We start from the raw sequence: 23,119 nt of genomic DNA on the forward strand, positions 1-23,119 counted from the left end.
CCAGCGGGTGTTGTCCCCCTCGCCGACTCTGTTCGAAGAATGGATGTGTCTTCCTGGTGCTCATCAGCCGCAATGAAAGCAGCCGCTCATGGCGCGAGGTCAGGATCGCCTGCGCAAGCGTCATCCGGGATTTGCAGGCCCGCGGCGTCGACGACTCCCATCGGGTCCTGCTCTCGTCCGCGAACTCCGCGGCCTCGGTGCTCACGACGTTCGCGCTCATGGAGCTCGGAGTGTCCGTCGGGCTCGTGGACCGCGGGGTGACGCCGAACCAGTTCGCACGCCTGGTGGAGGAGGCCGATGCGGACTTCTTCGTCTCGGACCACGAGGAGTCGGTGCCCGCGTTCGAGGGGCTCGACGCGCACTGGATCCCTCTGCGGGAACTCGACGCGGCGGCACAGCGCGATGCCGGTGAGCCCGCGGAGCTCTCGTTCGACCGCTGGGCCCGGCGCTCCGACGCCCTGATCGTGTGGACGTCGGGAAGCCTCGGACGCCCCAAGGGCATCGTGCGGTCCGGCAGCTCGGTACTCGCCAACGTGTCCCGCACGCAGGACCGGATGAAGTACACCGAGTCCGACGTACTGCTGCCCCTGCTGCCGTTCACGCACCAGTACGGTCTCTCCATCCTGCTCCTGTGGTGGCAGGCGAAGGCGAGCCTCGCTCTGCTGCCGAGCCGGCGCACCGACCTGGCCCTCGAAGCCATCGTCGACCTGGGCGTCACGGTCGTGGACTCCGTTCCCGCCGTGTACGAGGGAATCCTGCGCCTGCTGGACCGCGGGCACACCAGCACCACTCTCCTCGAGTCCGTGCGCATGTGGTGTGTCGGCGGTGAACCGCTGCAGGACGACCTGCTGCGCCGCTTCACGGAGCAGATGGGCCGGCCGCTGCTGGACGGATACGGCAGTTCCGAGGCGGGCAACATCGCGCTGGCCGCGCCCGACAACCCGCGGCTCTGCGGCCGGCCGCTCGCCGGGATCACGGTCACCGTGGTGGACGACGAGGACCGCCCCCTGCCGGCCGGCGAAGTCGGCGAAGTGATCGTCCACACCCCCGACATCATGGTGGGGATGCTGGAGCCGGGCGGCCGCGTGCGCGAGAGCCAGCGTGCCGTGCACCGGACGCAGGACCTGGGTTTCCTCGACGCGAACGGCAACCTGCGGGTGCTGGGACGCAAGGCCGCGGTCCACCGCTTCGGAAACACGCTCTACCCGGATGCCATCACGGCCAAGGCCAGCGAATGCGGTCGTCCGGTGCGCGTCATACCCGTGGAGAACGGCCGCTACGGCACGGACCTCGTCTTCGTCGTCGCGGATCCGGACGAGCGTCCGGCGGCTCACTGGCGCCGCGTGTTCGCCGACCTCGTCGCCGAGTTCGAGCAGCCGAACAAGGTGCTCGTGGTCAAGCAGTTCCCCGAGCACACCAACGGAAAGGCCAACCTCACCGCTCTGCGGTACATGGCACAGGCCGCTCTCCGGAGCCGCCCGGAGAAGACGGCCGCACAGCAGACGACGGCCAAGCCCGCCGAGCAGGCCATCCCGTTCGGCGACCGAATCACCGTGCTGCAGGACGTGGCCAGGCTCCTCAGCGAGCGCAGGTCCGAGATCCTCGGCATCCTCACCGAGGTCTGCAACCACCGGACCGCCACGGATGAGATCGACGCGTCCATCGAAGCGCTCGAAGGCGCGGTGGCCGAGGTGTCGCGCTACGGTCCGCAGGCGGTCGGCCAGACCGGTGTCCTGATGCCCTCGAACATCCCCCTGTACGGCTACATCCTCTACGTCGTCATCCCCAGCCTCTACAGCCAGAGGGTCGTCTTCCGGCCCTCCCGGATGATCGACGCGCAGACCAGGGCGCTGCACAAGCTGATCGGCACCGTCCACGGACTGCCCCTGGTGCTCGACGACAGCGGCCAGCGCGAGTTCATGGAGAACGTGGGCACGAAGTCCGACGTCCTCGTCTTCACGGGTTCGTACGAGAACGCCGAGACGATCCGCGAGCAGCTGCCCCGCGACACGGTGTTCTGCTTCTTCGGCCAGGGCATCAACCCGTTCGTCGTCGGTGCCGACGCGGACCTCGGCAAAGCGGTCGACGGCCTGGTCAAGGTCCGCATGCTCAACTCCGGACAGGACTGCTTCGGGCCCGACGTGGTGTTCGTCCACACCTCGGTGAGCGCGCAGTTCTGCAACCTGCTGTCCCGGCGGGTCGAGGCGCTGCGCCTCGGCACCCCCCACGACGCCACCGCCGACTACAGCGCCATGTTCTACGACGAGGCGTTCGCGTCGACGCTGGACTACCTGTGCGAGAAGCGGGAGTTCATCGCCGCGGGCGGCCGTATCGACGTCGTGGACCGGCACGTGCGGCCCACCGTCCTGATCCACCCGACGGACGACCCCTTCCTGCCGCCGGAGATGTTCGCGCCCGTCTTCAACGTCGTGCCCTACTCCTCGGAGGAGTGGCTGAACGAGCTGCTCCGCCATCCCTACTACGCCGAACGCGCCATGGCGGCCACGGTGTTCGGCTCCCTGCCCGACACCGTCGGGGCCCTCAGGGACCGCCACATGGTGAGCGTCGACGAAACCCTGATCGACATCGAGAGCGGCAACCATCCGTTCGGCGGCCGTGGAATCCGTGCCAACTACATCTCCGTCGGCCGCAAGCGGCACACCGAACCGCTGCTCCTGTCGAAGGCCGTCGCCGACCACCTGCCGGGGAAGTCATGAGCAACGAAACCACCACGTCCGCGGCCGCCGCCTGGTCCGTCGCCGCCTCGGTCCTGACCGCGTCCGGAGTGCGGACCGTGTTCGGTCTCCCCGGCGACGACATGTACGCGCTGGAAGCGGCGCACGAGGCGGGGATCCGTTTCGTCCTGTGCCGCGACCAGCGCAACGCGGTGTTCATGGCCACCGGCTGGGCGATCCAGTCGGGGGAGGTCGGCGTGGCCGTCGTGGGCAAGGGCCCGGCCGTGACGAACACGGTCACCGGACTGCTGGAGTCGGCGGCGTCCGCCGCCCCCGTGCTCCTGCTCAGCGGCGGCACCGGGGCGCGGCACCGGGGCAGCGGGGCGTTCCAGGAACTCGACCAGCTCGCCGTCGTGGCACCGCTGGTCAAGTACGCGGCCCGGGTGGATCACCCGGACCGGCTGCTGCCCACGCTCCGACGCGCCCTCCTCGTCGCCCGCCACGAGCGGGGGCCCGTGTACGTCGAGATACCGGAGCACCTGCTCTGCGAGACCCCGCTCGCGGTACCGGCGGCACCGGACGTCTCCGAGCTCCCCCACGAGATCGTCACGCGAGGCGACTCCGCCGTCCTGGAGACGCTGCGGTCCGCCCGCCGCCCGGTCCTGCTCGTCGGCGGAGGCATGCGCCACGAGAACGGCGGCCGCGACGTGGAGCGGCTGGCCGAGCGGCTGGGCGCCGCGGTCTTCAGCACGGCGTCCGGCCGCGGCTCCGTCGACGAGGCGTCGCCGTACTTCTGCGGTCTCGCCGGGCTCTACACACCGGAGCAGGCGGCGCGGCTCTGGCAGGAGACCGACTGCGTCGTCGCCCTGGGCAGCCGGCTCGAGGAGACGGCCACGTTCCAGTGGCCCGACACCATCGGGCGCGACGTCCCCGTGGTCCAGGTGAACATGGCGGCGGCCGACTTCGCGACCGCGTTCCAGGGGCCCAAGGCCCTCGCTCCCGCCGGGGCGACCGTACGGTCCTGGCTGGCGCAGCTGCCCGCCGAGCCCGCCGACCCGCAGTGGACGGCGACCGTCCGCTCCGTGCACACCGAACTGCACACCGCACACCAGGAGTTGCTCGACGGACTCGCGCGCTCCGCCGACCTGCACATCGCCGAAGTGCTCCGTGCCCTGGACACCGAACTCCCCGCCGACCGGATCCTGGTGCAGGAGAACGGCCTGCAGGACATGTGGTCGTACAAGTACCCGCTGTACGCCTGTACCTCGGGGGCCGGTTCCGTCGTCCCGTCCGAGCAGACGAGCCTGGGCTTCGGCGCGGCCGCCGCACTCGGGGTCAAACTCGCCGCCCCGGAGCGAGCGGTGGTGGCGTTCGTCGGGGACGGCGCGTTCACCATGGCGGGAGCCGACCTGTCCACCGCGGTGAAGAACAGCGGCGGCGGCCTGCTCTACGTGGTGCTGCGCAACGGCGGCTACGGCTGGCTGCAGGTGCAGCTCGACCAGCGGGAGAACCCGGTGGGCGACCACGCGTTCGTCGACCCCGAATCCGTAGGGGCGCAGGCGCCGCAGATCCCCGGACTGCACCAGGTGACCGTGTGGGACAAGGAGTCCCTCGCCGCCGACATCGCGCAGGCATGGCAGAAGTGCGCCGCCGGAGAGGTGGTCGTCCTGAACGTGCCGGTGCGGCTGAGCGACGCCATGTTCGGCGCGGACGTGGCCGGCGGCGACTTCCCCCAGATCGCGGGATCAGGCGATGAGTGAGGGGAAGAACGCGCCGGGCACCCGCACGGGGGAGCGCCGCAGGGTCGTCGTCACCGGCTGGGGGGCCGTCACACCCGTCGGTCTGTCCGTGGACGACACCTGGTCCGCCCTGACGGCCGGGAAGAGCGGCATCGCGCCGCTGACCGGTGTCGACACGACGGGCCTGCCCACCGACTTCGGGGGCGAGGTCAGGGGATTCGATCCGGCCCGCCACCTCGACCGGCCACGGATCCGGCGCACCGACGTCTACGCGCAGTACGCCTTCGCGGCGGCCGCCGAGGCGATGCGGCAGGCGGAACTGGACCTGGACGAGGCCACCGGACAGCGGACGGGCGTACTGATCGGCAGCGGGTACGGGCCGGTGTCGTCCGTGGCCAGGCACCTCAACACCCTTGAGAAGCAAGGCATCCGGAAGGTCAGCCCCTTCGCCCAGATCACCGGCGCCATGGACAGCGCCGCGTGTGAGATCAGCTTCGCGTACGGAGCGACGGGGCCGACCCGGGCCCTGAGCACGGCCTGCGCGTCGGGCGCGGACGCCATCGGCGAGGCCGCCCGCTGGATCAGGCACGGCGTGGTGGACGTCGCCCTGGCGGGCGGCGCCGAGCACATCTTCACCCGGCTCGAACTGGCCACGAGCTGCAACGCCCACGCCCTGTCGACCCGCACCGACGCACCGGCCGAGGCCTCACGCCCGTTCGACGGCGACCGGGACGGCTTCGTCATGAGCGCGGGAGCCGGTGTACTGGTCCTGGAATCGGAGGAACACGCGCTCGCCCGCGGCGCGACCATCCTGGCCGAGGTCGCCGGATACGGGTCCACCTCGGACGCGCACCACTGGACGGCGCCGCACCCCGAAGGCCGCGGTGCCCGGTCCGCCATGCGGGCGGCGCTCGCCGACGCCGCCCTGGAGCCCGCCGACGTGGACTACATCAACGCCCACGGCACCTCGACGCAGGCGAACGACAGCTCGGAGATCGAGTCGATCCGGGCCGTCTTCGGCGACCATGCCACGCGCATACCGATCAGTTCGACCAAGTCGATGACCGGCCACATGATCGGTGCCGCCGGCGCCGTCGAGGCCATCGTCGCCGGCCTGGCCGTCCGCAACTCCCTGGTACCGCCGACGATCAACTGCCACCGTCCGATCGCCGACGACCTGAACTTCGTCCCGCACGAGGCGCAGGAGCACCGGGTCGACGTGGCGATGAGCAACTCCTTCGGTTTCGGCGGCCACAACGCCGTACTCGTCCTGCGCGCCTGGGAGGCCGGCCGTGAGCACTGACGACGCCGCCAGGGCCACACTGCCCGCCTACGGGATGCCGGTGCGCGGCCTGGCCAACGGTGAGACGGATGCCGACGGGTACCTGCGCAGGAATCCGGCGGACATGGCATGGAACCTGCTCCGCGTGAGCGGCCCGCTCGATGCCGGGCGGCTCGCCGAGGCCGTCGAGCGGGTGACGCTGGCCACGGACGTCCTGCATCTGCGGCTGCGGGCCACGGAGGAAGGCCCCTGCCTGGAACGGCAGGAGCCCGTCCCCGTGAAGCTGGAGGTCGTCGACCTCCCCGCCGTCGTGTCCGGCGGCCGGCTCAGCCAGGAGGCCGCCACCTTCCTGGCGCCGGTGTTCTTCGACAAGCCGGACCTGCGCAACGATCCGGTGGGGCGCGTGTGCCTGCTGCGGGCCACGGATCCCGCAGACGAGGGGGAACAGCTGCTCGCGTTCTCCTTCGACCACTCCGTCATCGACGGCTGGGCGCTCGGCCTGCTGGTCCGGGCCGTCGCCGGCGCCTGCCGGTCGGGTGACCACACCGTGCGCGGGCGCGGTTTCGAAGCCTTCCTGCACGACCTGCCCGCACACCGGGTCCGCGAGGAGAGCCTCGCCCGGTGGCGGGACCTGCTGGAGCCCCACCCGCTGCCGGGGCCCGCCCTGCGTCTGCCGGGCGGTGCGCCGGGAGGGCCTGAATCGTTCCTGGCCGACGGCACCTTCGACGGCGCACTTCCGGACCGGCTGGCCGCGGACCTCGCCGCCGTGGCGACGCGCACCGGGCTGAGCCGCGCCGAGGTGCTGTTCGCAGTCACCGCCCTCGCCGCGGGCCTGTGGGCGGACGGGCCGCAGCCGCTGCTCAGCCTGCGCCACGGCCACGCCAGGCCGGAGGACGTGCTGGTCATCGGCCCGCTGGTCGAGCCCTGCGTACTGCTTCCACCGAGCCCCGAGCCCCTCGGTGTCGGTGAGTGGATCACTGCGCACTGCCACACCAACCGGCAACTGCCGCCCACGTACGGCAGGTCCATCCGCGAGGTCGCCCCGCTGGCACCCCGCAACGTGGGGGTCAACGTGCTGCCGCCCGCGCGCCCGGTCGTCCTCGCGCCGGGCGCGAAGGCCACGACCGCGACCCGCGACTTCCTCGCCCCGCTGTGGGCGGGGGAGCGTGCCGCCGGGCCGTCCACGGCAGCGGTGTGGATCAACTACTACATGGACCGTCCCGGCGTCGTCGAAGCGACCCTCACGTACGACACCCGCGTCCTGCCGGAGCCCGAGCCGCTGCTCGACGCCGTACTGGCGGTGGCCGCGGCCGCCGCGGACGAGCCCGGCCTACCGGTCACCGTCCTGCACGCGCGCCTGCGCTGAGCGTGCCGGCCCCGGCCCGGGCGACCGAGGCCGGCACCGCACGGACCGAACATTGCGAAAGGTGGAAACCGTGACTGCACGGACCGGCTTGCTGGAGGGAAGGACCATCCTGGTCACGGGCGTTCTCACGGACCGCTCGATCGCCTTCCACGTAGCCCGCACAGCCCAGGAAGAGGGAGCCCGCGTCATCCTCACGGGATACGGCCGGCTCTCCCTGGTCGAGCGGATGGCCAGACGGCTGCCGGAACCCGCCCCGGTCATCGAACTCGACGTCACCGACGACGAGCACCTGGCCACGCTGGAGAGCAGGATCCGCGAACACGCCGATCACCTCGACGGGGTGCTGCACGCGGTTGCGTACGCACCCCCCGGCGCGCTGGGAGGCAGCTTCCTCAGCACGACACGGCAGGACGCCACGACCGCGTTCGAGGTGTCCACGCTCTCCCTGCAGTCGCTGACCACCGCGCTGCTCCCGCTCCTGCGCAGGGGATCCTCCGTGGTCGGACTCGACTTCGATTCCCGCCAGGTGTGGGCGGGGTACGACTGGATGGGCGTGGCCAAGGCGGGCCTGGAGGCGTGCGCACGCTACCTCGCGGCGTATCTCGGGGAGCGGGGCGTCCGGGTCAACCTTGTGGCGGCCGGACCGCTGCAGACACCGGCCGGCCGTGCCACCTACGAAGAGGACACGGACCCGGCCCAGGCGGAGAAGGAGTGGGACCTCAGAGCCCCACTGGGGTGGCAGGCCACGGACTTCGAGCCGGTGGCGAGGGCGTGCGCGGTGCTCCTGTCGGACTGGCTGCCCTCGACCACCGGGGAGATCCTGCACGTCGACGGAGGAGTCCACGCGATCGGGGACGGTGGGATCCGTGGACACTGAGCTGGCGCCCGAGGCCGAGGCCGAGGCCGCGACCGAGGCCTCGGCCTCGGCCTCGGCTGAGACCGACTCCGACTCCGACTCCGACTCCGACGCTGATGCCGATGCACAGGCACCGGCCCTGGTGGGGCCCGTCGAGATGACCGGCGACCTGATCGCGGAGTTCGCCGACGCCATCGGCGACCCCCATCCGGCGTACCGCTGCGCGGAGGCGGCCCGTGAACTGGGATACCCGGACGTCATCGCACCACCCACGTTCGCCGTCCGGCTGGCAGCCCGGGCCGAGGCGGCGGTCGTAGCGCGACACCCGCTCGGCTACGACTACACGTCGGCCGTACACCTCTCCCAGGAGTACCGCCACATCCGTCCGATCAGGAGAGGCGACGTGCTCATGGCCCGGGCCCGGCTGGTCAGGGCGCGACGGGCGATGGGAGGGGGGCTGATATCGGTGGAGGTGGCGATCGAGACGCAGGACGGGACAGCTGTCACGGTGTCCACCGCCCAGATGCTGTCCACCCACCCGGTGGCCGAGCCGGCGGCCGCCGACACCGAGGAGCGCGCGTACGGGGCGCTGGCCGACCTCATCGGCCAGGACTCCTTCGTGTGCCTGGGCGCCAGGGCGGCCCTGAAGCGGAACACGATCTCGCACCGGCACTGCGGAGAACTGGGACGTGCGGACGCCGCCGGCAGGACCCTGGAGGGACTCCACGACTTCCTTGAGTCACTCGAACCCGGTGAACGGAGCTACGCGTCGTTCGTGGCGACGTTCGACAGCCTTCCCGACACGTCGGAGCGGGCCTTCGAGGACGCGATGTGGCGCCACCTGCAGGACATGCACGACCGGGACAGCAGACACCACCCCTGGTCCACCCAGTACGCCTCGGACCCCTCTTCACCCCGATTCGCCTTCTCCGTCGGCGGCCACCCCTTCTTCGTGGTGGGTCTCCACCCCGGCACGTCCCGTCCGAGCCGGCGCTTCACCATGCCGGCGCTGGTATTCAACTCCCACCTGCAGTTCAACGCGATGGGACGCACCTTCTTCAAGATGCGCAAGAAGATCCGGCAAAGGGACCACGACCTCAACGGATCCATGAACCCGAGCCTGGCCACGTACCGATCAGAGGCACGCCACTACAGCGGCCGGATGACCGAGCCGGAGTGGGGCTGCCCCTTCACCGCCCGACCCACCGCGCCCGAAACCACTCAGGGACCCGACCCATTCCCTGGATCAGGTCCCTGACTTGGTACTTCACTGTCGGGGTGGCGGGATTTGAACCCACGACCTCTTCGTCCCGAAGCAACTCGGAATACTCACTGTCCTTGAGCTGGTGCATCCTGCACCTGCGCTGATGGTCCGCAGACGTCCACGCTTGTTCGCGGCCGTGTGTCGTCGTTGTCACGCAGTTAGACACTCACCGGGGACAGGTTCATGTTCGTCCAAGCCTGACTCTCGGTACGCCGCTAGGCGGGGCTTCCGTTCCAGTCGTCCAGATGGTCACGCGCTACGTCTAGGAACTCTGCGATCGCAGTCGAAGCAGCTCCGATGGAGGCTGCTACCTCGCGGTACCGGATCAGGGGGCCTTCCGTCATGATCACGAGATTGTCGCTGTCTACTGACATGAAGGGGCTGCTTTGGACCAGCCCGACGTAGCTCTCCAGGTCACCCAGCGCGTTCCCACACTTCTCAAGGACTGCATACGCCTCTTCGGCGACGACCTTTGGGCCGGCGAGTCGTACGCGGATCGCGGCATCGCCCATCGGATCGAGTTGAGCCAGAGGGTCCTGTAGGGATGGGATGGCACCGCGGCGCTCGTCTTCCCCGATGCTTTGGCTGTACGCCCCGACTGAGTTGGCGGCGTCTTGTATCTGACTTACCGCTATGCGAGCAGCCTTGGCGAACTCCTGATACGAGTCCATCCGTGTCTGCCGAACGGACATGCCGTAGGCATCGGCTCCTGATTTCGCGGCAGCACCTACGGATCCTCGACTGGCGAAACGGGCGGCGGTAACGGCGGCCACTCCTCCCACCAGGGCGCCAGCCACGCCAGCAATGGCGGCGATGAAGGCTGTGTTAATGGCCTCAGCGGCAAGTTGAATGGCTATCACAGTCTGGCTCCAGTGCCCTGAGGTGCTCCTATGTGTGCGAAGCGCACGGTACAGCCGCACTCCGTCCCCCGTAGAGGGCGTGATCTCGCCACTCAGGCTCAGATGGCCGCACGTTCTCATCCGTAGCTCTATGTGGATCAGTCAGTGAGGGGGCAGACCGGTCGCTGCACGGCCTCGGAGGACTGCTACGCGACAGAGACGGTTGCTGTGGTTGCGGTACTGCGCTGCTGTACAGGTTGCCGACATGGCCGGTGCTCCACATCACGTCGCCTACTCTCTGGACCATGGATGCCTCGGAGTCCTTTCGCGCAGCGGTCAGGGCGCGTGCGACGGCCATGCTGGACAGCGACACTTCGCCGTACGAACAGGCTCTGGAGATCTTGGGTCTTGCCAGTGGCGGGGCACCGGTGGGCAACGGCGATGAAGCCCTGTGTTCGCTCGCACTCATATGGGGCGAGCTGACTGATCGGGTCGAGCTTAGGCCTGAGGAAACGGATCAAGCCGAGACGTATATGGTCACTGCCGCCCGTGAGTGGCTGATCGTCGAGGGCGACCGAGTGGCAGAGGCCGAGTACCTCGACCGTTGGCTTCACGACATCCTTGGGTACGAGCGTCCGGCTCCCAGTACGCGATCTTGAAAGCCGTCGCGGCAGCGATGTCACCGTGGTTTCAAATCCCACCGCCTCTGCCCGATGAGCAGTGAGAACGCCCCCTGACCTCGGGTTTTGGTCGGGGGCCGTCTGCTTGCCGGGCCTCTCTGGCTTCCCGGTCTTCCCCGTGGTTTCCCGTTCGATCGGGCACGGCTGGGGCACAGCCTCAGCAGACGGTGTCGGTGGTCCTCGATACGCTCCCGAGACCTTCGAACGGGGAGTTGAGATGGCGAGCTGGCTAGCGACGTTGGTGGCGGCTCTTATCGGTGGCATGAGCGGTGGTTTCTTGGCGCCCTGGGCTAAGAGGTCCTAACAGAAGCCGTTGATCATGTGACTGTCGGTTTGGTTGCTCGTTGGTCTGGTCGTGGGGAAGAGGGAGTCGCGTCCGTGGATTGTCTCGGACGAACTGTGCTCGCTGATCGAGCCGTTGCTGCCCAAGCCGGGTCCGAAGCTGGTCGAGGGCAGGCCGCGGGTCCCGGACCGGCAGGCCTTGTGCGGGATCCCGTTCGTGCTGCACACCGGCATCCAGTGGGAGTACCTGCCGCAGGAGCTGGGCTTTGGCTCGGGGATGACGTGCTGGCGGCGCCTGGCCGCCTTGAACGAGGCCGGCGTCTGGGACGAACTGCACCTGGTGCTGCTGAAGAAGCTGCGGGCGGCGAAGAAGCTCGACTGGTCGCGGGCGGTGATCGACTCCTCTCATGTCCGGGCGGCCCGCAGAGGCCCAAAAGCGGTCCCAGCCCGGTCGACCGCGCACGTCCGGGCAGCAAGCATCACGTCCTCACCGACGGCCAGGGCATCCCGCTCGCGGTGTCGCTGACCGGCGGCAACCGCAACGACGTCACCCAGCTGCTGCCCTTGCTCGACAAGGTCCCGGCAGTCGCCGGTGTCGTCGGCCGCCCGCGCCGGCGCCCTGATGCCCTGCTCGCTGACCGGGGCTACGACCACGACAAGTACCGACGCCTTGTCCAAGCGCGAGGCATCACCCCAGTGATCGCCGAACGAGGCCAGGAACACGGCTCCGGCCTGGGCGTCTTCCGTTGGGTGGTCGAGCGGACATCGCCTGGCTGCACGGCTTCCGCCGCCTGCGCATCCGCTGGGAACGACGCGACGACATCCACGAAGCCTTCCTCGGCCTCGCCACCTGCCTGATCATCCACCGCCACGTCCAACGCCTTTGTTAGGACCACTTAGCAGATGCGGGCCCGCTGTCGCGGTCACACTCTTGGTCACCGGTCGGATCGGCAGCTATCCGTTGCTCTAGTTGCAGAACCGCTGCCGTACGCCTTCATTGCTGTCCCGAGTGCTATCACTGTCGTCATCGCACACGTCTCCGGAGGGCCCTTGAGTCCTGGAGAAAAGCACCGGTCAGACCCTTATAAACCCACGATGGCCCGAGGCTCGTCCACGGATAGTCCACGCTGACCGCGTACATCACTGTGCGTGAAGGTCCCCGGGCCCCTGCCACTGCGGGAGCGCCGTGGCAAACCCATAGTCCTTGGCAACCTGCTCAAGCTCGCGCCCTCTGACCTGCGCCCCTGCAATCGATCCTGTGCTGTCCCCTGCGTCCGTTCCGGCGGTCGTCAGCCGGGCAACTCGCGGAGGGACGGTGCTGATCCGCATCTTCGTACGCTCCATCTCCCCTTGGTCTGAATTAGGCGAATCGACCGGAACAGTCCCGGGTGGTCAGACGTCGTCCGGAGCGGTTGCGGTGGAGTCAGATACGCGAGCGTGACCGTCATCACCTGAGCTGATCAGAATACGCTCCGGCTGGGGCCGCCGCCCTGTCCGCGGATGGCTCAAGTGACCAAGAATTGCCCGCCGCGGTCGCATCTGCAGGCTAGATGGCTCCACCGCAGTCCGAAATCCCTAACTGCGGTACAGTGATGGGGGGTTCTCGGTCACCTCAGTTGACGTCCTGACGGTATGTCCGCTAGCGTCATCGCACGTGACGGTGCGTCAAAGTGACGCCCGTGGGGTGGGGAGTTTGAGCATGCCGACGTCTTTGAAGCCGGTGACCACCGGCCTGCCCGTCGACCTTCGAGAGATCCGCAAGGGGGTCATGGCGAACGGTGTCATTGACTGTGAAAACCTCCTGGCGATCGTCAACGATCCCCAGGAGGTCGAGGACGCCACCAAGCGCGCACAGAAGGCCGGTCAGCCGATCAGCGAGTATGCCCGCACGCGCGCCGAGATCCAGCGGCTCTTGGGTACTGCGGGCAGCAAGAAGGCCAAGAACGTCGGCGAGTACGCCGACTACATTGCGGCCGGCCTGCGAGGGGACTACGACGACGCTTGGTCGCTGCCGCAGATCACCCTGTGGTCGCCGCGCCCGCTGATCATCTCTGAGGACGGCTCGTCGGCCCTGCCGATCAAGGACGGCCTCTACGCTCTCGACAGCGAGACCCAGGTCACCGCCTGGCACCGGATCAAGAAGCACCCGGGCGCGTATGGCCTGGAGGACTGCGACTTCGGCGCGATCCCGCTGTCGTTCGAGATCTTCCACGGCATCAGCGTGATGGCGGCCCGCCAGATCTTCCACGACCGTAACCTGAAGGGCGTTCCGGTCGACAAGTCCCTGGCCATGTCCATGGACGGCCGCGACTTCGGCACCACCGTGACGCGCAAGCTGATGGAGTCGCTGAAGGTGCCGGCCGGGGAGACCACGGTTCCGCTGTCCAGCCTGATCCTCACCGGCAAGCGCCAGGTGTCGGACAAGGCCCCGGAGTGGATGACGATGTCGGTCCTGCGGACCCTCATCGCCACGGCCATGCTCGGCAAGGCCGGTATCCACGCCGCGTCGACCGGCATCGAGCATGAGGACATCCCCGCCAACGAGAGCGGCGACCGACCGGACAAGGTGATCGTTCAGCGTGAGGTCATGGAGACGGTGGGCGCGTTTCTCCAGGAGAACGCCGCGCTCTTCCACGCCAAGACTGCCGTCACCGCCCCCGCCGTCGTGGCCGGCCTCGGCGCGACCATGAACCGCACCATGTCTTGGAGCGCCGACCCCATGCCCGAGGGCATCACCCTGGAGCGAATGCTGGAAGGTATCCAGTGGGAGCGTGAGGCGAAGTATTGGAGCGGCATCGCGGCCAAGGTGACCGACCGGGGGGCCGTCTCCTGGGCGGGCGGTGCCCGTGACTCCGGACACAAGGTCTACGACGCGCTGAACTACCCGGAGAGCGAGACGGGTAAGCAGATCCGCGGACGGTTCTAGTTGTAGGTATCGGCTCCTGACCAGCGAGTTTGGGCAGGAGCCGATCTTGTTTTGGGCCTGCAGCTCGTGGCCGCGTTTCCTCTTGGACCCTCTTGTACTGACACCTTGATCACGCGGTGTTCCTCGGTGTTCCCCGTGGCTTCCCGCACGGCCTGGCATGGTTCTGGCACGTCTGCCCGGGGTGCCGCATGACTCCACACCCACTCCTCGTCTTCATGTGTCGGCCGTTGTCAGTGCGGTCCCGTAGCTTGAGGCCATGGTTGGTATAGGCGAGAACTTCCCTCACCTCGACGAGTCGTCGGCGGTGGGCCAGCCCACTGAGGGCGTCCAGCCTTACTACGCGCAGCGCGCCGAATTGCTGGGGCAGAGGTACGGGAGCGTCACCTTCGAGGAAGTGCATGGCGGGGTGTTGGATCTGCTTCCGCCGACGTCGGCGAAGGTGCTCGACGTAGGTGCTGGCACTGGGCGGGACGCGGTGGCACTCGCGCGGCGCGGTTACCAGGTGTTGGCGGCGGAGCCGGTCCGTGAGCTTCGGGAGGTCGCGCAGAGCCTCAACCCGTGCGAGGACGTCCGTTGGGTCGAGGACTCGCTGCCTTCACTGTCCCACCTGCAAGGGCCTTTTGAGCTGGTGCTGCTGTCGGCTGTGTGGATGCACCTAGCGCCGGCCGAGCGTGGGCAGGCGATGGAGCGGCTGGCCACGCTCCTGACTTCGGCGGGGCTGCTGGTCGTCTCGCTTCGGCGCGGAGTCCCGCCGATAGACCGGGTGATGTTCGATGTGCCCGCGGAGGAGGTCGTGCGGGACGGGGAGCGGCATGCGCTGCAGTTGGTGCGACTGGTAGAGGAGGGCGCGGACCGCCTCGGCCGTGGCGAGGTGTGGTGGCAGACGGTTGTCCTGCGCAAGGGGGGCGAGTGAGCGGGCGCGAGTTCTACGCCCAGGATTCCTCGGCGCGCGCGTCGTGGCGGTTGGCAGTGCTGATGGGGGCCAACTCGCGCACCTACAAGTTTGCTCTCGGGCAGGCACTGCTGGAGTTCGGGCGAACCGGGCGAGAGGAGATATCCCTTGCCGAGCTCGCCGCTGCCTACAGCCTGGGCCTGGTGCAGCATTTGGACCAAGACCCGCAGGCGCCGCAGACGGTGGGGCTGGGCGAGGAAGACTTCCTCACCGTCGCTGAGCAGGAGAGAGCCGCGACGCTGGAGACCGGCTGGCCCACCGAGCGGCTGCTGGCAGCCGCAGTGCGTTCCATGCCGATGATGGTGATGCAGAAATTCCACAATCTCCGCGGTGAAACTGCGGTGCCCCACACCTTTTACGAGCTGGCAGGGACGGGACGGCAACGTTTCGTGCGCCTGACTCCTGACCTGCTGCGACTGGCGCAATCAGAGCAAGCACCAGGCCTAGCCGCGGAGTTGGGTGCACGCTGGAGCATCGTGGAGAGCTCCTTCGCTGTCGGCGTCGGGCGCAGCCTCATCGAGGAGGGCGTCACGGTCGACTGGGACACCCTTAAGATCACCGACAAACGCCGACGCCGCTCGGTGACCGGCATCGTTGACGCCACGGTCGGATTTCAACACGGCCGCTGCCTGATCTGCGGCGATGTTCTGGCCCCGGGGGAAGCCATAGCCGTCGACCACGTCTTCCCGTTCTCCCTGATGCGTCGCTTCGATAGCGTCGGCTCCTGGCACGGTCCAGATCTGGACGCCCTGTGGAACCTTGCCCCCGCACATGCAACCTGCAACGGAGCCAAGAGCGACCGACTGCCCACCCCGGCCGAGCTCGCCCGCCTCGCGGCCCGAAATGATGCAATCACGCAATCCCCCCATCCCCTGCGCCGCACCCTGCAACTCAGCCTGAAACGCGCCCTGCCCGGACAAAAGGCGCCCTCGTGGACCGCGTTCCTGGGAGCGGTTAAGGCAGCAGTCTGAGCCCGACCGACCCCAGGAGTCCTGGGCCAATTCCGGACGGCGTGCAGGGCTGAAGTGATCGTGGCGGATGAGCACCGCTTTAGGAGTTCGATCGCCGCTCAATGCTGTCGGGGAATCACCCGGCCGCACTGGCCGTGTCGGACCACCTAGGACTGCTGGCGTCCGGCGTCGTTGATGTCACTCGTGGATGTCAGAACGGAGCACCCCGCGCTCGCTCGCTGGCACGATGGTCGCGTGGTTGACCTGGAGCGCATCAGAGCAGAGACCCTGGCGTACTTCCGAGCACTCGATGAGAACGCCACCCTGCGGCACCACTTCCGTCACGCCGACGAGGAGGGGGGCCTGTGGTACATCGAGGCCGTACCCGACCGCGGTGAGTTGATTGTCGTCAAGCAAGCCGAGCTGACCTCGGCCGACCAGCTTCACCGGTACAGCTGGGAGCACCTGGAGGACGAGCACGGCGGCCTGACAGACCAAGCGATCGACCCTGAAGAGGATCTGCTGGAGGCCATCCCGGCCGAGGAGTTTCAGTGGGTGTGGACGCGGTGATCGCGCTGGACAACCACCTTAGGAGAGAGGCTGGGTTGTCTCCCTCCTGAGCTGCGGCTTCACCGGGCCAGGAAGCGGGCGGGTACTCGCCCATGAGGCACCGGTGTTCACCGTGGCTGACCCCTGCATCTGGCACGGTTGTGGCACGAACCTCAGCCCGGGGACAGCCAGCCACGACGGCGGGTGCGTCGACCGACCAGGCGCGCGTGTGTCTCGCTGCAGCCCCACCGGCCTCAGCCACGTTGTCGACGGGACGCCACGGCCCCACACACCACCTGCGCGGTCTCCCCAGCCAGGCAAAGGAACGGATCCGAGGACAGGGGGCGGCTTGTCATGTTATGCATATGAGTTCACGTGATCTGCGGGTGGGGAGAAGGCGTGCTTCTTAGTGATCTGGCTAAGCTTTGCGGGATGCAAGACTCCTGGGTCGGCTTGATTTCAGAATCAAAGGGTGTACGAGAGGAGCGCAAAGCGAAGGAAAACTACGTCATTCCGGAGATGCGGATAGAGCATGTCAGCGATCCGGTGACTCCCTCACTCATCCTGATCACGGCTCCAGCTGCCGTAGGAAAAACAACAGCAGCACACTACCTGAGTCACACGCTTAGGGCGCCCATCGTGGACCTCTCGACCCTTCACGTAGGTAGCAACGCCCTCGAAGGGGCATTATGGAAATCGATGAGTCCACGAAAAGCTGGGAACTTCGTCGAGGAAATGAAGGGTGGGCGCGCGACACTGATTATTGACGCGCTCGACGAGGCAGAAATTCGATCAGGCCAAGCGAACTTCCAGGCGTTTCTTCGGGACGTCGCCGAAACTGCATCCGACATGTCGGGTAATCCCGCAATGATCATGTTGTCTCGAGCTGAAAGCGCGCGCTCTTTGACTGGACTGTTTAAGGAGCGGAATCTTCAATACTCCCACTTTGAGATTCTCCCCTTCGGGTGCGCCCAAGCTGAAACATACTTGGATTCCCGAATGGTCGAGGTGTACGCAGCTTCGGGCAAAGAAGCCATGCACCGTCGTTACGTCGCTCCCTATGAAAAGGCTCGCGATACTCTGTTCTCACTCCTGGCTTCTGTCATCTCTAGCGGAAGTTCGGATATCTGGGAGGATCCGTCGGTCCGCGATTTCCTTGGGTATGCTCCGGTCTTGGATGTCGCTGCAGAGTTCCTGGCGGTGGACAACTTCACAACGCTACATCGAGACTTTTCGTCATCGGAAGCGGTAGAGGGAACAGCGCATTGGCATCTAGTCGCACAGGTCATCGACCATCTTCTCGTTCGAGAACAGGAGAAGTTTGTAACTCAGTTCGTTGAAACTGCGGAGTTTGAATCCTTCGGGGACCGCCGGCTGTCGGCTGCCCTGTACGCCCCTGAGGAGCAGTGCACACGCCTCCTTGACTATGTAGAAAACATCCCAACATCGGTAGAGTTGCCGGCGCTCCTGCCTGAGCGTCTGCGGGAGCCCTACGAAATGGCTGTCACAGCGCAGCTGGTAAACCACCCCTTCCTACGCGGTTCTCGGTGGTTCAATGTAATCTTTCGTGATTACGTGACGGCACGCTCTCTAGCTAGCGTCACGACCGCAGGCGATGCTGGGGCATCAATTCGGAGTCGGCTGCTCTCCTCCGAATGGAAGCATTCTCCGATGTTTGCTTACTTCACGCATGCTCTAACGCAGGTTAAGGGGGTGTCTGTCAGCACTTGCCACTCTGAGCTATTTGGAGCTCTCTACGAATCCTTCAAGTCGATGTGTGTTGCAGGTGATACCCTGCATTTCACCGCAGGAAGGCATGGAAACAGACTGGTTGCGTCTTACGCCGTATCGTCAAAGCGGCAGCACGAGACGATTCTTGCCATGGGACCGCTCACCTTCGCGTCATACGAGGGCAACCTGACGTTGACGTTTCCGCGCGAGTTGAGCAACGCGGAGATCTACGAGGTGCCGGAGGTGATGCTCGGAGGCGAGGGAAGCTCCTTCAAGTTCGGGCCGAGTGTCTACATCGCCTGCCACGACCTGCTCGTCGTGGCTAAAGACATCCAGGTGTTTGGCACTGGGGATGAGTCTGAAATGTCGGTCCTGCTGAATGTTGCCAACCTCATCAGCGAAAACGTGAAGATCCGGGTCGAGTCCGCGCAACTTCACCTGCTCTGTAATGACTTGTCTTACCCATGGACGCAATATCAGAAAAAGCTGAACCCTTCCAAGCTGCGGTCAGATGCTCGCGAAGCGTCAGCTCTGTATCTAGAATTGCGGCGCATCGTATTGCGATTCAAAGATGCAAAGAAAGGGGAAGCCGCCCTCTTTCAGCCGTTTGTCGACAACCTAATTATTGGCGAAAATCGGCGGGCCCGTACTGCGCTAGACTTCTTGCAAAGCATTGGCTGCGTGGAGCTGCGAAACAGCATGTATCTGCTCGATCTCGCAGAGTTCGCCAAGTTGGGAATTTCGCGCCCCCAGCTCCGGGAGCTTGAAATGTCTGAGGCTGTAGTAGCTGTCAGCCAGAGGCTCGTTGAGTTCGCGTCAGGAAAGGGGCGATAGTTACTATGTGAGTCGGGCCCTGCTGTCTCACAACAGGGCCCGTAATTTCCACGTTTTAATGCGGATTCCTGTTACTTCACGACTGGAGTGCCGTTCTTAGCTAGCTCGTCAAGTTCACCGGGAACTTCGAAGAGGTTTCGGAGAAGTTGGGTTGTAAAGCGAAGCGCCCGCTCTGCCGTTTCTTGATCTACTCGTTCATCGCTCGCATGGGCGCCTACATTGCCAATGGACCTGATGTGATGCAGGAGGGGCCCAAACGATTGCGTGACATGGCCGTCAGAGATCAGTTTTTCGATACTCTTCATGAGGATCTTTTCCCTGATCTCGTAGTGAGCTGCTGCGGCTTCCAGTGTGCGCCTGAGTTGGACGGCAGCGGCGTCTGGCACGCCAACCCGAAGCACTAGTAGAGCATCGTTGTAGTAGCGCGCCACGTCTTCTGGCAGGTGGCCGATGTCTGTCTTGGCGTGAGAGGAGGTCGGCACTACCTCGTACACTTTGGTGTCGTCGCTGTCGGGGGCGCCATGGCGCACTAGAACAGCGTTTCCGCATGCTGGGCATCCGAGCGTCGCCCAGAACTTGCGCTCACCCCATTTGTCGATCACTTCCTGGTCGGCGTTGACGGTCGTCAGCCGGGTATTCGTGAGACCGCACCACGGGCAGTCTCGGAATGAGTATCGTTCGTCCCAAGGCATGAAGAAGAGCCTAGCCAGGTAGCGAAAGGTGGAGAGCCTTTTTCCGAAAGGGGTCTGCCGCACGATCGGGTGACATCTGAACTGGCTTGCCCTGTGGGGTGGGTGGGAAGGATGTCGCTGTGCCCAAGCCTTATCCGGAGGAGTTCCGTCAGGGACGTCGTGCGTGTCGCGAGGAACCGCGGGCCGGGTGTGACGGTCGAGCAGGTGGCCACCGATTTCGGAGTCCATCCGATGACGTTGTGGAAGTGGATGCGTCGCGCGGACATCGACGACGGGACCAAGCCCGGAACGACCAGCCAGGAGAGCGCAGAGCTTCGGCAAGCGCGTCGGCGGATCAAGCTGCTGGAGCAGGAGAACGAGGTCCTGCGGCGGGCCGCGGCCTATCTGTCGCAGGCCCATCTGCCGGGAAAAGGGTCTACCCGCTCGTGAAGGAGCTGACCAGGGACGGGGTGCCCGTCACGGTGACGTGCCGGGTGCTGAAGCTCGCCAGACAGCCCTACTACCGCTGGCTGGACCAGCCGGTGACCGACGCCATGCTGGAGGAGGCGTATCGCGCGAACGCGCTGTTCGACGCGCACCGTGACGATCCGGAGTTCGGCTACCGCTTCCTGGCCGACGAAGCGCGTAGCGCCGGGGCCGTGATGGCGGACCGGACTGCATGGCGGATCTGCCGGGACAACCGCTGGTGGAGCGTGTTCGGCAAGAAGCGCGGCAAGGGCAAGAAGGCCGGCCCGCCGGTGCACGACGACCTCGTCCGCCGGGACTTCACCGCGACCTGTGCGAACCGGCTGTGGCTCGCCGACATCACCGAGCACGCCACCGGCGAAGGCAAGCTCTATCTCTGCGCGATCAAGGACGCCTTCAGCAACAGGATCGTGGGCTACTCCATCGACGAGCGGATGAAGTCCCGCCTGGCCGTGACCGCCCTGGACAACGCCGTGGCCCGGCGCGGAGACGTCGACGGTTGCATTCTGCACAGCGATCGCGGTTCGCAGTTCCGCTCCCGGAAGTTCGTCCGGGCGCTCGACCGCCACCGGATGGCGGGATCGATAGGGAGGGTTGGAGCTGCCGGCGACAACGCGGCCAAGGATTCCTTCTTCAGCCTGTTACAGAAGAACGTCCTCGACCGCCGGAGCTGGGCCACCCGCGAGGAACTGCGGATCGCGATCGTGTCCTGGATCGAGCGGACCTATCACCGGCGCCGCCGACAAGCCTCGCTCGGCCGGTTGACCCCCGTCGAATTCGAGACCGTCATGACCACATCGGCTCTCCGGGCCGCGTGACCGCACCTGTCACCCGAACCTGCATCAGACCCCACGCAAACTCCGAGACCTCAGCGCGGAGGACGTAGACCGCTGGCTGGCTGCCAAGGCGAAGACGCTCAGCACGCGCACTCCTCAGGCGATCCACTCAACCGCGCGGTCAAGCGGGCCATGGCCCGGGACAAGGTGAAGCGGAACGTCATCGAGCTGTGCTCGGTGCCCCAAGGGCAAGCCGGGCGCCCCTCCAAGGCGCTCACCTTCACTCAGGCCGAGGCCGTCCTCAAGGGTGCCGAGGGGACCGCCATGTACGCGTACATCGTCCTCGCCCTGCTGACCGGTGCCCGGACCGAGGAGCTGCGGGCGCTCACCTGGGACCACGTCTTCCTCAAGGGCCAGCCGGACGCGGACCTGCCTCAGCCTCCGCACATCGCGGTGTGGCGCTCGGTCCGGAGGGGCGGGGACACCAAGACCCGGAAGTCCCGGCGCACGCTCGCTCCGCCGGCGCGCTGCGTCGAAGCCCTCTGGCAGCAGTTCGAAGATCAGGGTTGGGATCGGCTCGCCGCTGGCGACAAGTGGGAGGAACACGGGCTCGTCTTCTCCTCGGCCGTGGGCAAGCCGCTCGACGCTGCCAACGTTCGCCGGGCCTTCCGCCAGGCGCTCAAGGGCATCGACGGGATCGATGCCGACGAGTGGACGCCTCGGGAGCTCCGGCACAGCTTCGTGTCGCTGCTGTCCGACCGTGGCGTCCCGCTGGAAGTGATCTCGCGGCTCGTCGGGCACTCAGGGACGGCCGTGACCGAGGAGGTCTATCGGAAGCAGATCCGACCCGTGATCCAGACCGGCGCCGTGGTCATGGACGGGATCTTCGGCGCTGATCCGCAGCGGCCGTAGACACGCGGGAACCGGTAGTCACGCAGATAGACACGCATGCGAAAACAGATGAGCACCTCCGAAATTTCGGAGGTGCTCATCTGCTGTTTCACTGTCGGGGTGGCGGGATTTGAACCCACGACCTCTTCGTCCCGAACGCGATCAGGCCAGCGCTGAACCTTCCTGAAGGCCACTGGGCTGGGTGTTTCGAGGAGCGCGCTGTCCATGACAGTCCGGGACCGTCTCGATGAGGCTGTAGTGTTTGGCCCCCCGTTTGGCCCCCCGAGGTCGTCGCTCTAAGCGGCACTCCTGCTGTGCAGGGGAGGGGTAGGGCCCGGGGACCTGAGCGCCAAGCGTATGCAGAGCCAAGCTCATATGCCAGCGGCTACCCTAGCCGGGCCGTTGGGGCAGTACGTGCGAAATTCCAAATTCGCGTCGCGAGTGTGGTTGCCTCGCCGTAGTATCGATGCTTGATCCATTGCGACAATCGGTAAAGGGTAAGTGGGATGAAAGTTTTCCTTAGTTGGTCCGGTGAGCGCTCTAAGAAGATGGCGGAAGCTCTGAAGGCGTGGCTTCCTGATGTACTTCAGGCTATTCAGCCCTGGATTTCTTCTCAAGATATTAGTAAGGGGAGTAGGGGGCTAAGAGATGTTGCTGGCGAGCTTGCTGAATCTCAGTTCGGCATTGTCTGTGTAACTGCAGGAAATCAAACCTCTCCATGGGTGAACTTCGAGGCTGGGGCGCTCTCTAAGCAGATGGATGAGTCTCTAGTAGTACCTCTCCTGCTCGACATCAAGGCCGCACAACTGACTGGTCCTCTGGCTCAGTTCCAAGCCACGGAAAGTGCATCTAAGGAAGACATGCACCAGCTGATGAGAGACATCAACGCAGCACTGGGAGACTCCGCTATCTCGAGCGATCGTCTGGGTAGAGCGTTCGAGCGAAACTGGCCCGACCTTGACACTCAATTGGAGGGAATCCGGGCGAAGAGGGGTAGGACAAGCCACCCTATTCGTTCGAGTGAAGACATGCTCGAAGAGCTTCTGGTCTTGATTCGCCATCAGGAAAGGCGGATTGCTCGCCTGGACGACGATATGCGCGTCGTTCTGCAAGAGAGGCAAGCTCAAGGCGGGAGATATATTAAAATTCCTGCCGAGGATCGAGTTGTCAGGGTCGAAAAGCCGCCTAGGACCCCCTTCACAGGGATGACCCTAAGTCAGTTGCATGAAATTGGATCACGCCTCGGAATTGGCGGCATTGAACGTATGCGTAAGAGTCAGGTGATCGAGGCGCTTGTCGATCACCTGCAGATGAAAGGATTGACCCCAGAGGATGTCCTACGTGAATGATTCCATGTCGTGGCGGAGGCG

Annotated in this window: 15 protein-coding genes and 3 pseudogenes; 16 read left to right on the plus strand and 2 right to left on the minus strand. The window is 66.0% G+C overall.

Annotated elements, in window-relative coordinates; translation table 11 throughout:
• Positions 1–56 precede the first annotated feature (56 nt).
• The 6 genes from A4E84_RS22100 (at position 57) to gntA (ending at position 9,176) form a co-directional block, all read left to right on the plus strand.
• On the plus strand, positions 57–2,717 hold the full coding sequence (locus tag A4E84_RS22100) for an aldehyde dehydrogenase family protein (protein ID WP_079129063.1): 2,661 nt from the start codon (positions 57–59) through the stop codon (positions 2,715–2,717).
• Positions 2,714–4,435 carry a thiamine pyrophosphate-binding protein gene (locus A4E84_RS22105; protein ID WP_062928256.1) on the plus strand — a complete coding sequence of 574 codons (1,722 nt, stop codon included), beginning with the start codon at positions 2,714–2,716 and terminating at the stop codon, positions 4,433–4,435. Before A4E84_RS22100 ends, A4E84_RS22105 begins: the two co-directional genes overlap by 4 nt.
• The gene (gene fabF / locus A4E84_RS22110; protein WP_062928257.1) at positions 4,428–5,717 is read left to right on the plus strand and encodes a beta-ketoacyl-ACP synthase II; all 1,290 of its coding nucleotides are present in this window, start codon (positions 4,428–4,430) and stop codon (positions 5,715–5,717) included. Before A4E84_RS22105 ends, fabF begins: the two co-directional genes overlap by 8 nt.
• Positions 5,707–7,062, plus strand: a complete 1,356-nt coding sequence (locus A4E84_RS22115) for a condensation domain-containing protein (RefSeq protein WP_062928258.1) — start codon at positions 5,707–5,709, stop codon at positions 7,060–7,062. The genes fabF and A4E84_RS22115 overlap by 11 nt, the downstream gene beginning before the upstream one ends.
• A 70-nt stretch (positions 7,063–7,132) precedes the next feature.
• Positions 7,133–7,939 carry an enoyl-ACP reductase FabI gene (fabI, locus tag A4E84_RS22120; RefSeq protein ID WP_062928259.1) on the plus strand — a complete coding sequence of 269 codons (807 nt, stop codon included), beginning with the start codon at positions 7,133–7,135 and terminating at the stop codon, positions 7,937–7,939.
• Positions 7,929–9,176 carry a guanitoxin biosynthesis heme-dependent pre-guanitoxin N-hydroxylase GntA gene (gene gntA / locus A4E84_RS41030; RefSeq protein WP_062928260.1) on the plus strand — a complete coding sequence of 416 codons (1,248 nt, stop codon included), beginning with the start codon at positions 7,929–7,931 and terminating at the stop codon, positions 9,174–9,176. The genes fabI and gntA overlap by 11 nt, the downstream gene beginning before the upstream one ends.
• A gap of 221 nt (positions 9,177–9,397) precedes the next feature.
• Here gntA and A4E84_RS22130 read toward each other — a convergent pair whose 3' ends face one another.
• The gene (locus A4E84_RS22130) at positions 9,398–10,042 is read right to left on the minus strand and encodes a hypothetical protein (protein WP_159029606.1); all 645 of its coding nucleotides are present in this window, start codon (positions 10,040–10,042) and stop codon (positions 9,398–9,400) included.
• 284 nt (positions 10,043–10,326) lie between these two features.
• Between A4E84_RS22130 and A4E84_RS22135 the strand changes: the two genes are divergently transcribed.
• The 7 genes and pseudogenes from A4E84_RS22135 (at position 10,327) to A4E84_RS42985 (ending at position 18,925) form a co-directional block, all read left to right on the plus strand.
• Positions 10,327–10,680 carry a hypothetical protein gene (locus A4E84_RS22135; RefSeq protein WP_063827573.1) on the plus strand — a complete coding sequence of 118 codons (354 nt, stop codon included), beginning with the start codon at positions 10,327–10,329 and terminating at the stop codon, positions 10,678–10,680.
• A 403-nt stretch (positions 10,681–11,083) separates the two neighbouring features.
• Positions 11,084–11,873: pseudogene (locus A4E84_RS41035) on the plus strand (IS5 family transposase).
• Between the two features lie 809 nt (positions 11,874–12,682).
• Positions 12,683–13,909, plus strand: coding sequence for a DNA sulfur modification protein DndB (locus A4E84_RS22150; protein WP_062928263.1), 1,227 nt, complete (start codon positions 12,683–12,685; stop codon positions 13,907–13,909).
• Between the two features lie 256 nt (positions 13,910–14,165).
• A complete protein-coding gene (locus A4E84_RS22155; RefSeq protein ID WP_079129067.1) occupies positions 14,166–14,822 on the plus strand; it encodes a class I SAM-dependent methyltransferase in 657 nt (218 codons plus the stop codon).
• Entirely contained in the window at positions 14,819–15,832 is a 1,014-nt protein-coding gene (locus A4E84_RS22160; protein ID WP_062928264.1) for an HNH endonuclease family protein, read from the plus strand. Before A4E84_RS22155 ends, A4E84_RS22160 begins: the two co-directional genes overlap by 4 nt.
• Before the next feature lie 234 nt (positions 15,833–16,066).
• Entirely contained in the window at positions 16,067–16,381 is a 315-nt protein-coding gene (locus A4E84_RS22165; RefSeq protein WP_062928265.1) for a hypothetical protein, read from the plus strand.
• Positions 16,382–16,792: 411 nt separating this feature from the next.
• Positions 16,793–18,925 carry a hypothetical protein gene (locus A4E84_RS42985; RefSeq protein WP_159029607.1) on the plus strand — a complete coding sequence of 711 codons (2,133 nt, stop codon included), beginning with the start codon at positions 16,793–16,795 and terminating at the stop codon, positions 18,923–18,925.
• Between the two features lie 71 nt (positions 18,926–18,996).
• Here the strand turns inward: A4E84_RS42985 and A4E84_RS41040 are convergent, their stop codons facing one another.
• On the minus strand, positions 18,997–19,617 hold the full coding sequence (locus tag A4E84_RS41040) for a DUF4145 domain-containing protein (protein ID WP_159029608.1): 621 nt from the start codon (positions 19,615–19,617) through the stop codon (positions 18,997–18,999).
• Between the two features lie 119 nt (positions 19,618–19,736).
• On the opposite strand from A4E84_RS41040, the pseudogene A4E84_RS22185 reads away from it, so the two are divergent.
• The 3 genes and pseudogenes from A4E84_RS22185 (at position 19,737) to A4E84_RS41045 (ending at position 23,098) form a co-directional block, all read left to right on the plus strand.
• Positions 19,737–20,900: pseudogene (locus A4E84_RS22185) on the plus strand (IS3 family transposase).
• A gap of 34 nt (positions 20,901–20,934) precedes the next feature.
• Positions 20,935–21,770, plus strand: a pseudogene (locus A4E84_RS22190) (tyrosine-type recombinase/integrase); the annotation flags it as partial.
• Between the two features lie 485 nt (positions 21,771–22,255).
• Complete coding sequence (locus A4E84_RS41045) at positions 22,256–23,098, plus strand: TIR domain-containing protein (RefSeq protein WP_079129069.1); 843 nt, start codon at positions 22,256–22,258, stop codon at positions 23,096–23,098.
• Positions 23,099–23,119: the final 21 nt, after the last annotated feature.

This window comes from Streptomyces qaidamensis, assembly GCF_001611795.1.
Classification (GTDB): domain Bacteria; phylum Actinomycetota; class Actinomycetes; order Streptomycetales; family Streptomycetaceae; genus Streptomyces; species Streptomyces qaidamensis.

Excerpts from the sequence above, each read along its gene's own strand:
- A4E84_RS22105 (WP_062928256.1), top strand. The coding sequence starts at position 2,714 with ATGAGCAACGAAACCACCACGTCCGCGGCCGCCGCCTGGTCCGTCGCC.
- fabF (WP_062928257.1), top strand. The coding sequence starts at position 4,428 with ATGAGTGAGGGGAAGAACGCGCCGGGCACCCGCACGGGGGAGCGCCGC.
- A4E84_RS22135 (WP_063827573.1), top strand. The coding sequence starts at position 10,327 with ATGGATGCCTCGGAGTCCTTTCGCGCAGCGGTCAGGGCGCGTGCGACG.
- A4E84_RS22150 (WP_062928263.1), top strand. The coding sequence starts at position 12,683 with ATGCCGACGTCTTTGAAGCCGGTGACCACCGGCCTGCCCGTCGACCTT.
- A4E84_RS22155 (WP_079129067.1), top strand. The coding sequence starts at position 14,166 with ATGGTTGGTATAGGCGAGAACTTCCCTCACCTCGACGAGTCGTCGGCG.
- A4E84_RS42985 (WP_159029607.1), top strand. The coding sequence starts at position 16,793 with ATGCAAGACTCCTGGGTCGGCTTGATTTCAGAATCAAAGGGTGTACGA.
- A4E84_RS41040 (WP_159029608.1), bottom strand. The coding sequence starts at position 19,617 with ATGCCTTGGGACGAACGATACTCATTCCGAGACTGCCCGTGGTGCGGT.
- A4E84_RS41045 (WP_079129069.1), top strand. The coding sequence starts at position 22,256 with ATGAAAGTTTTCCTTAGTTGGTCCGGTGAGCGCTCTAAGAAGATGGCG.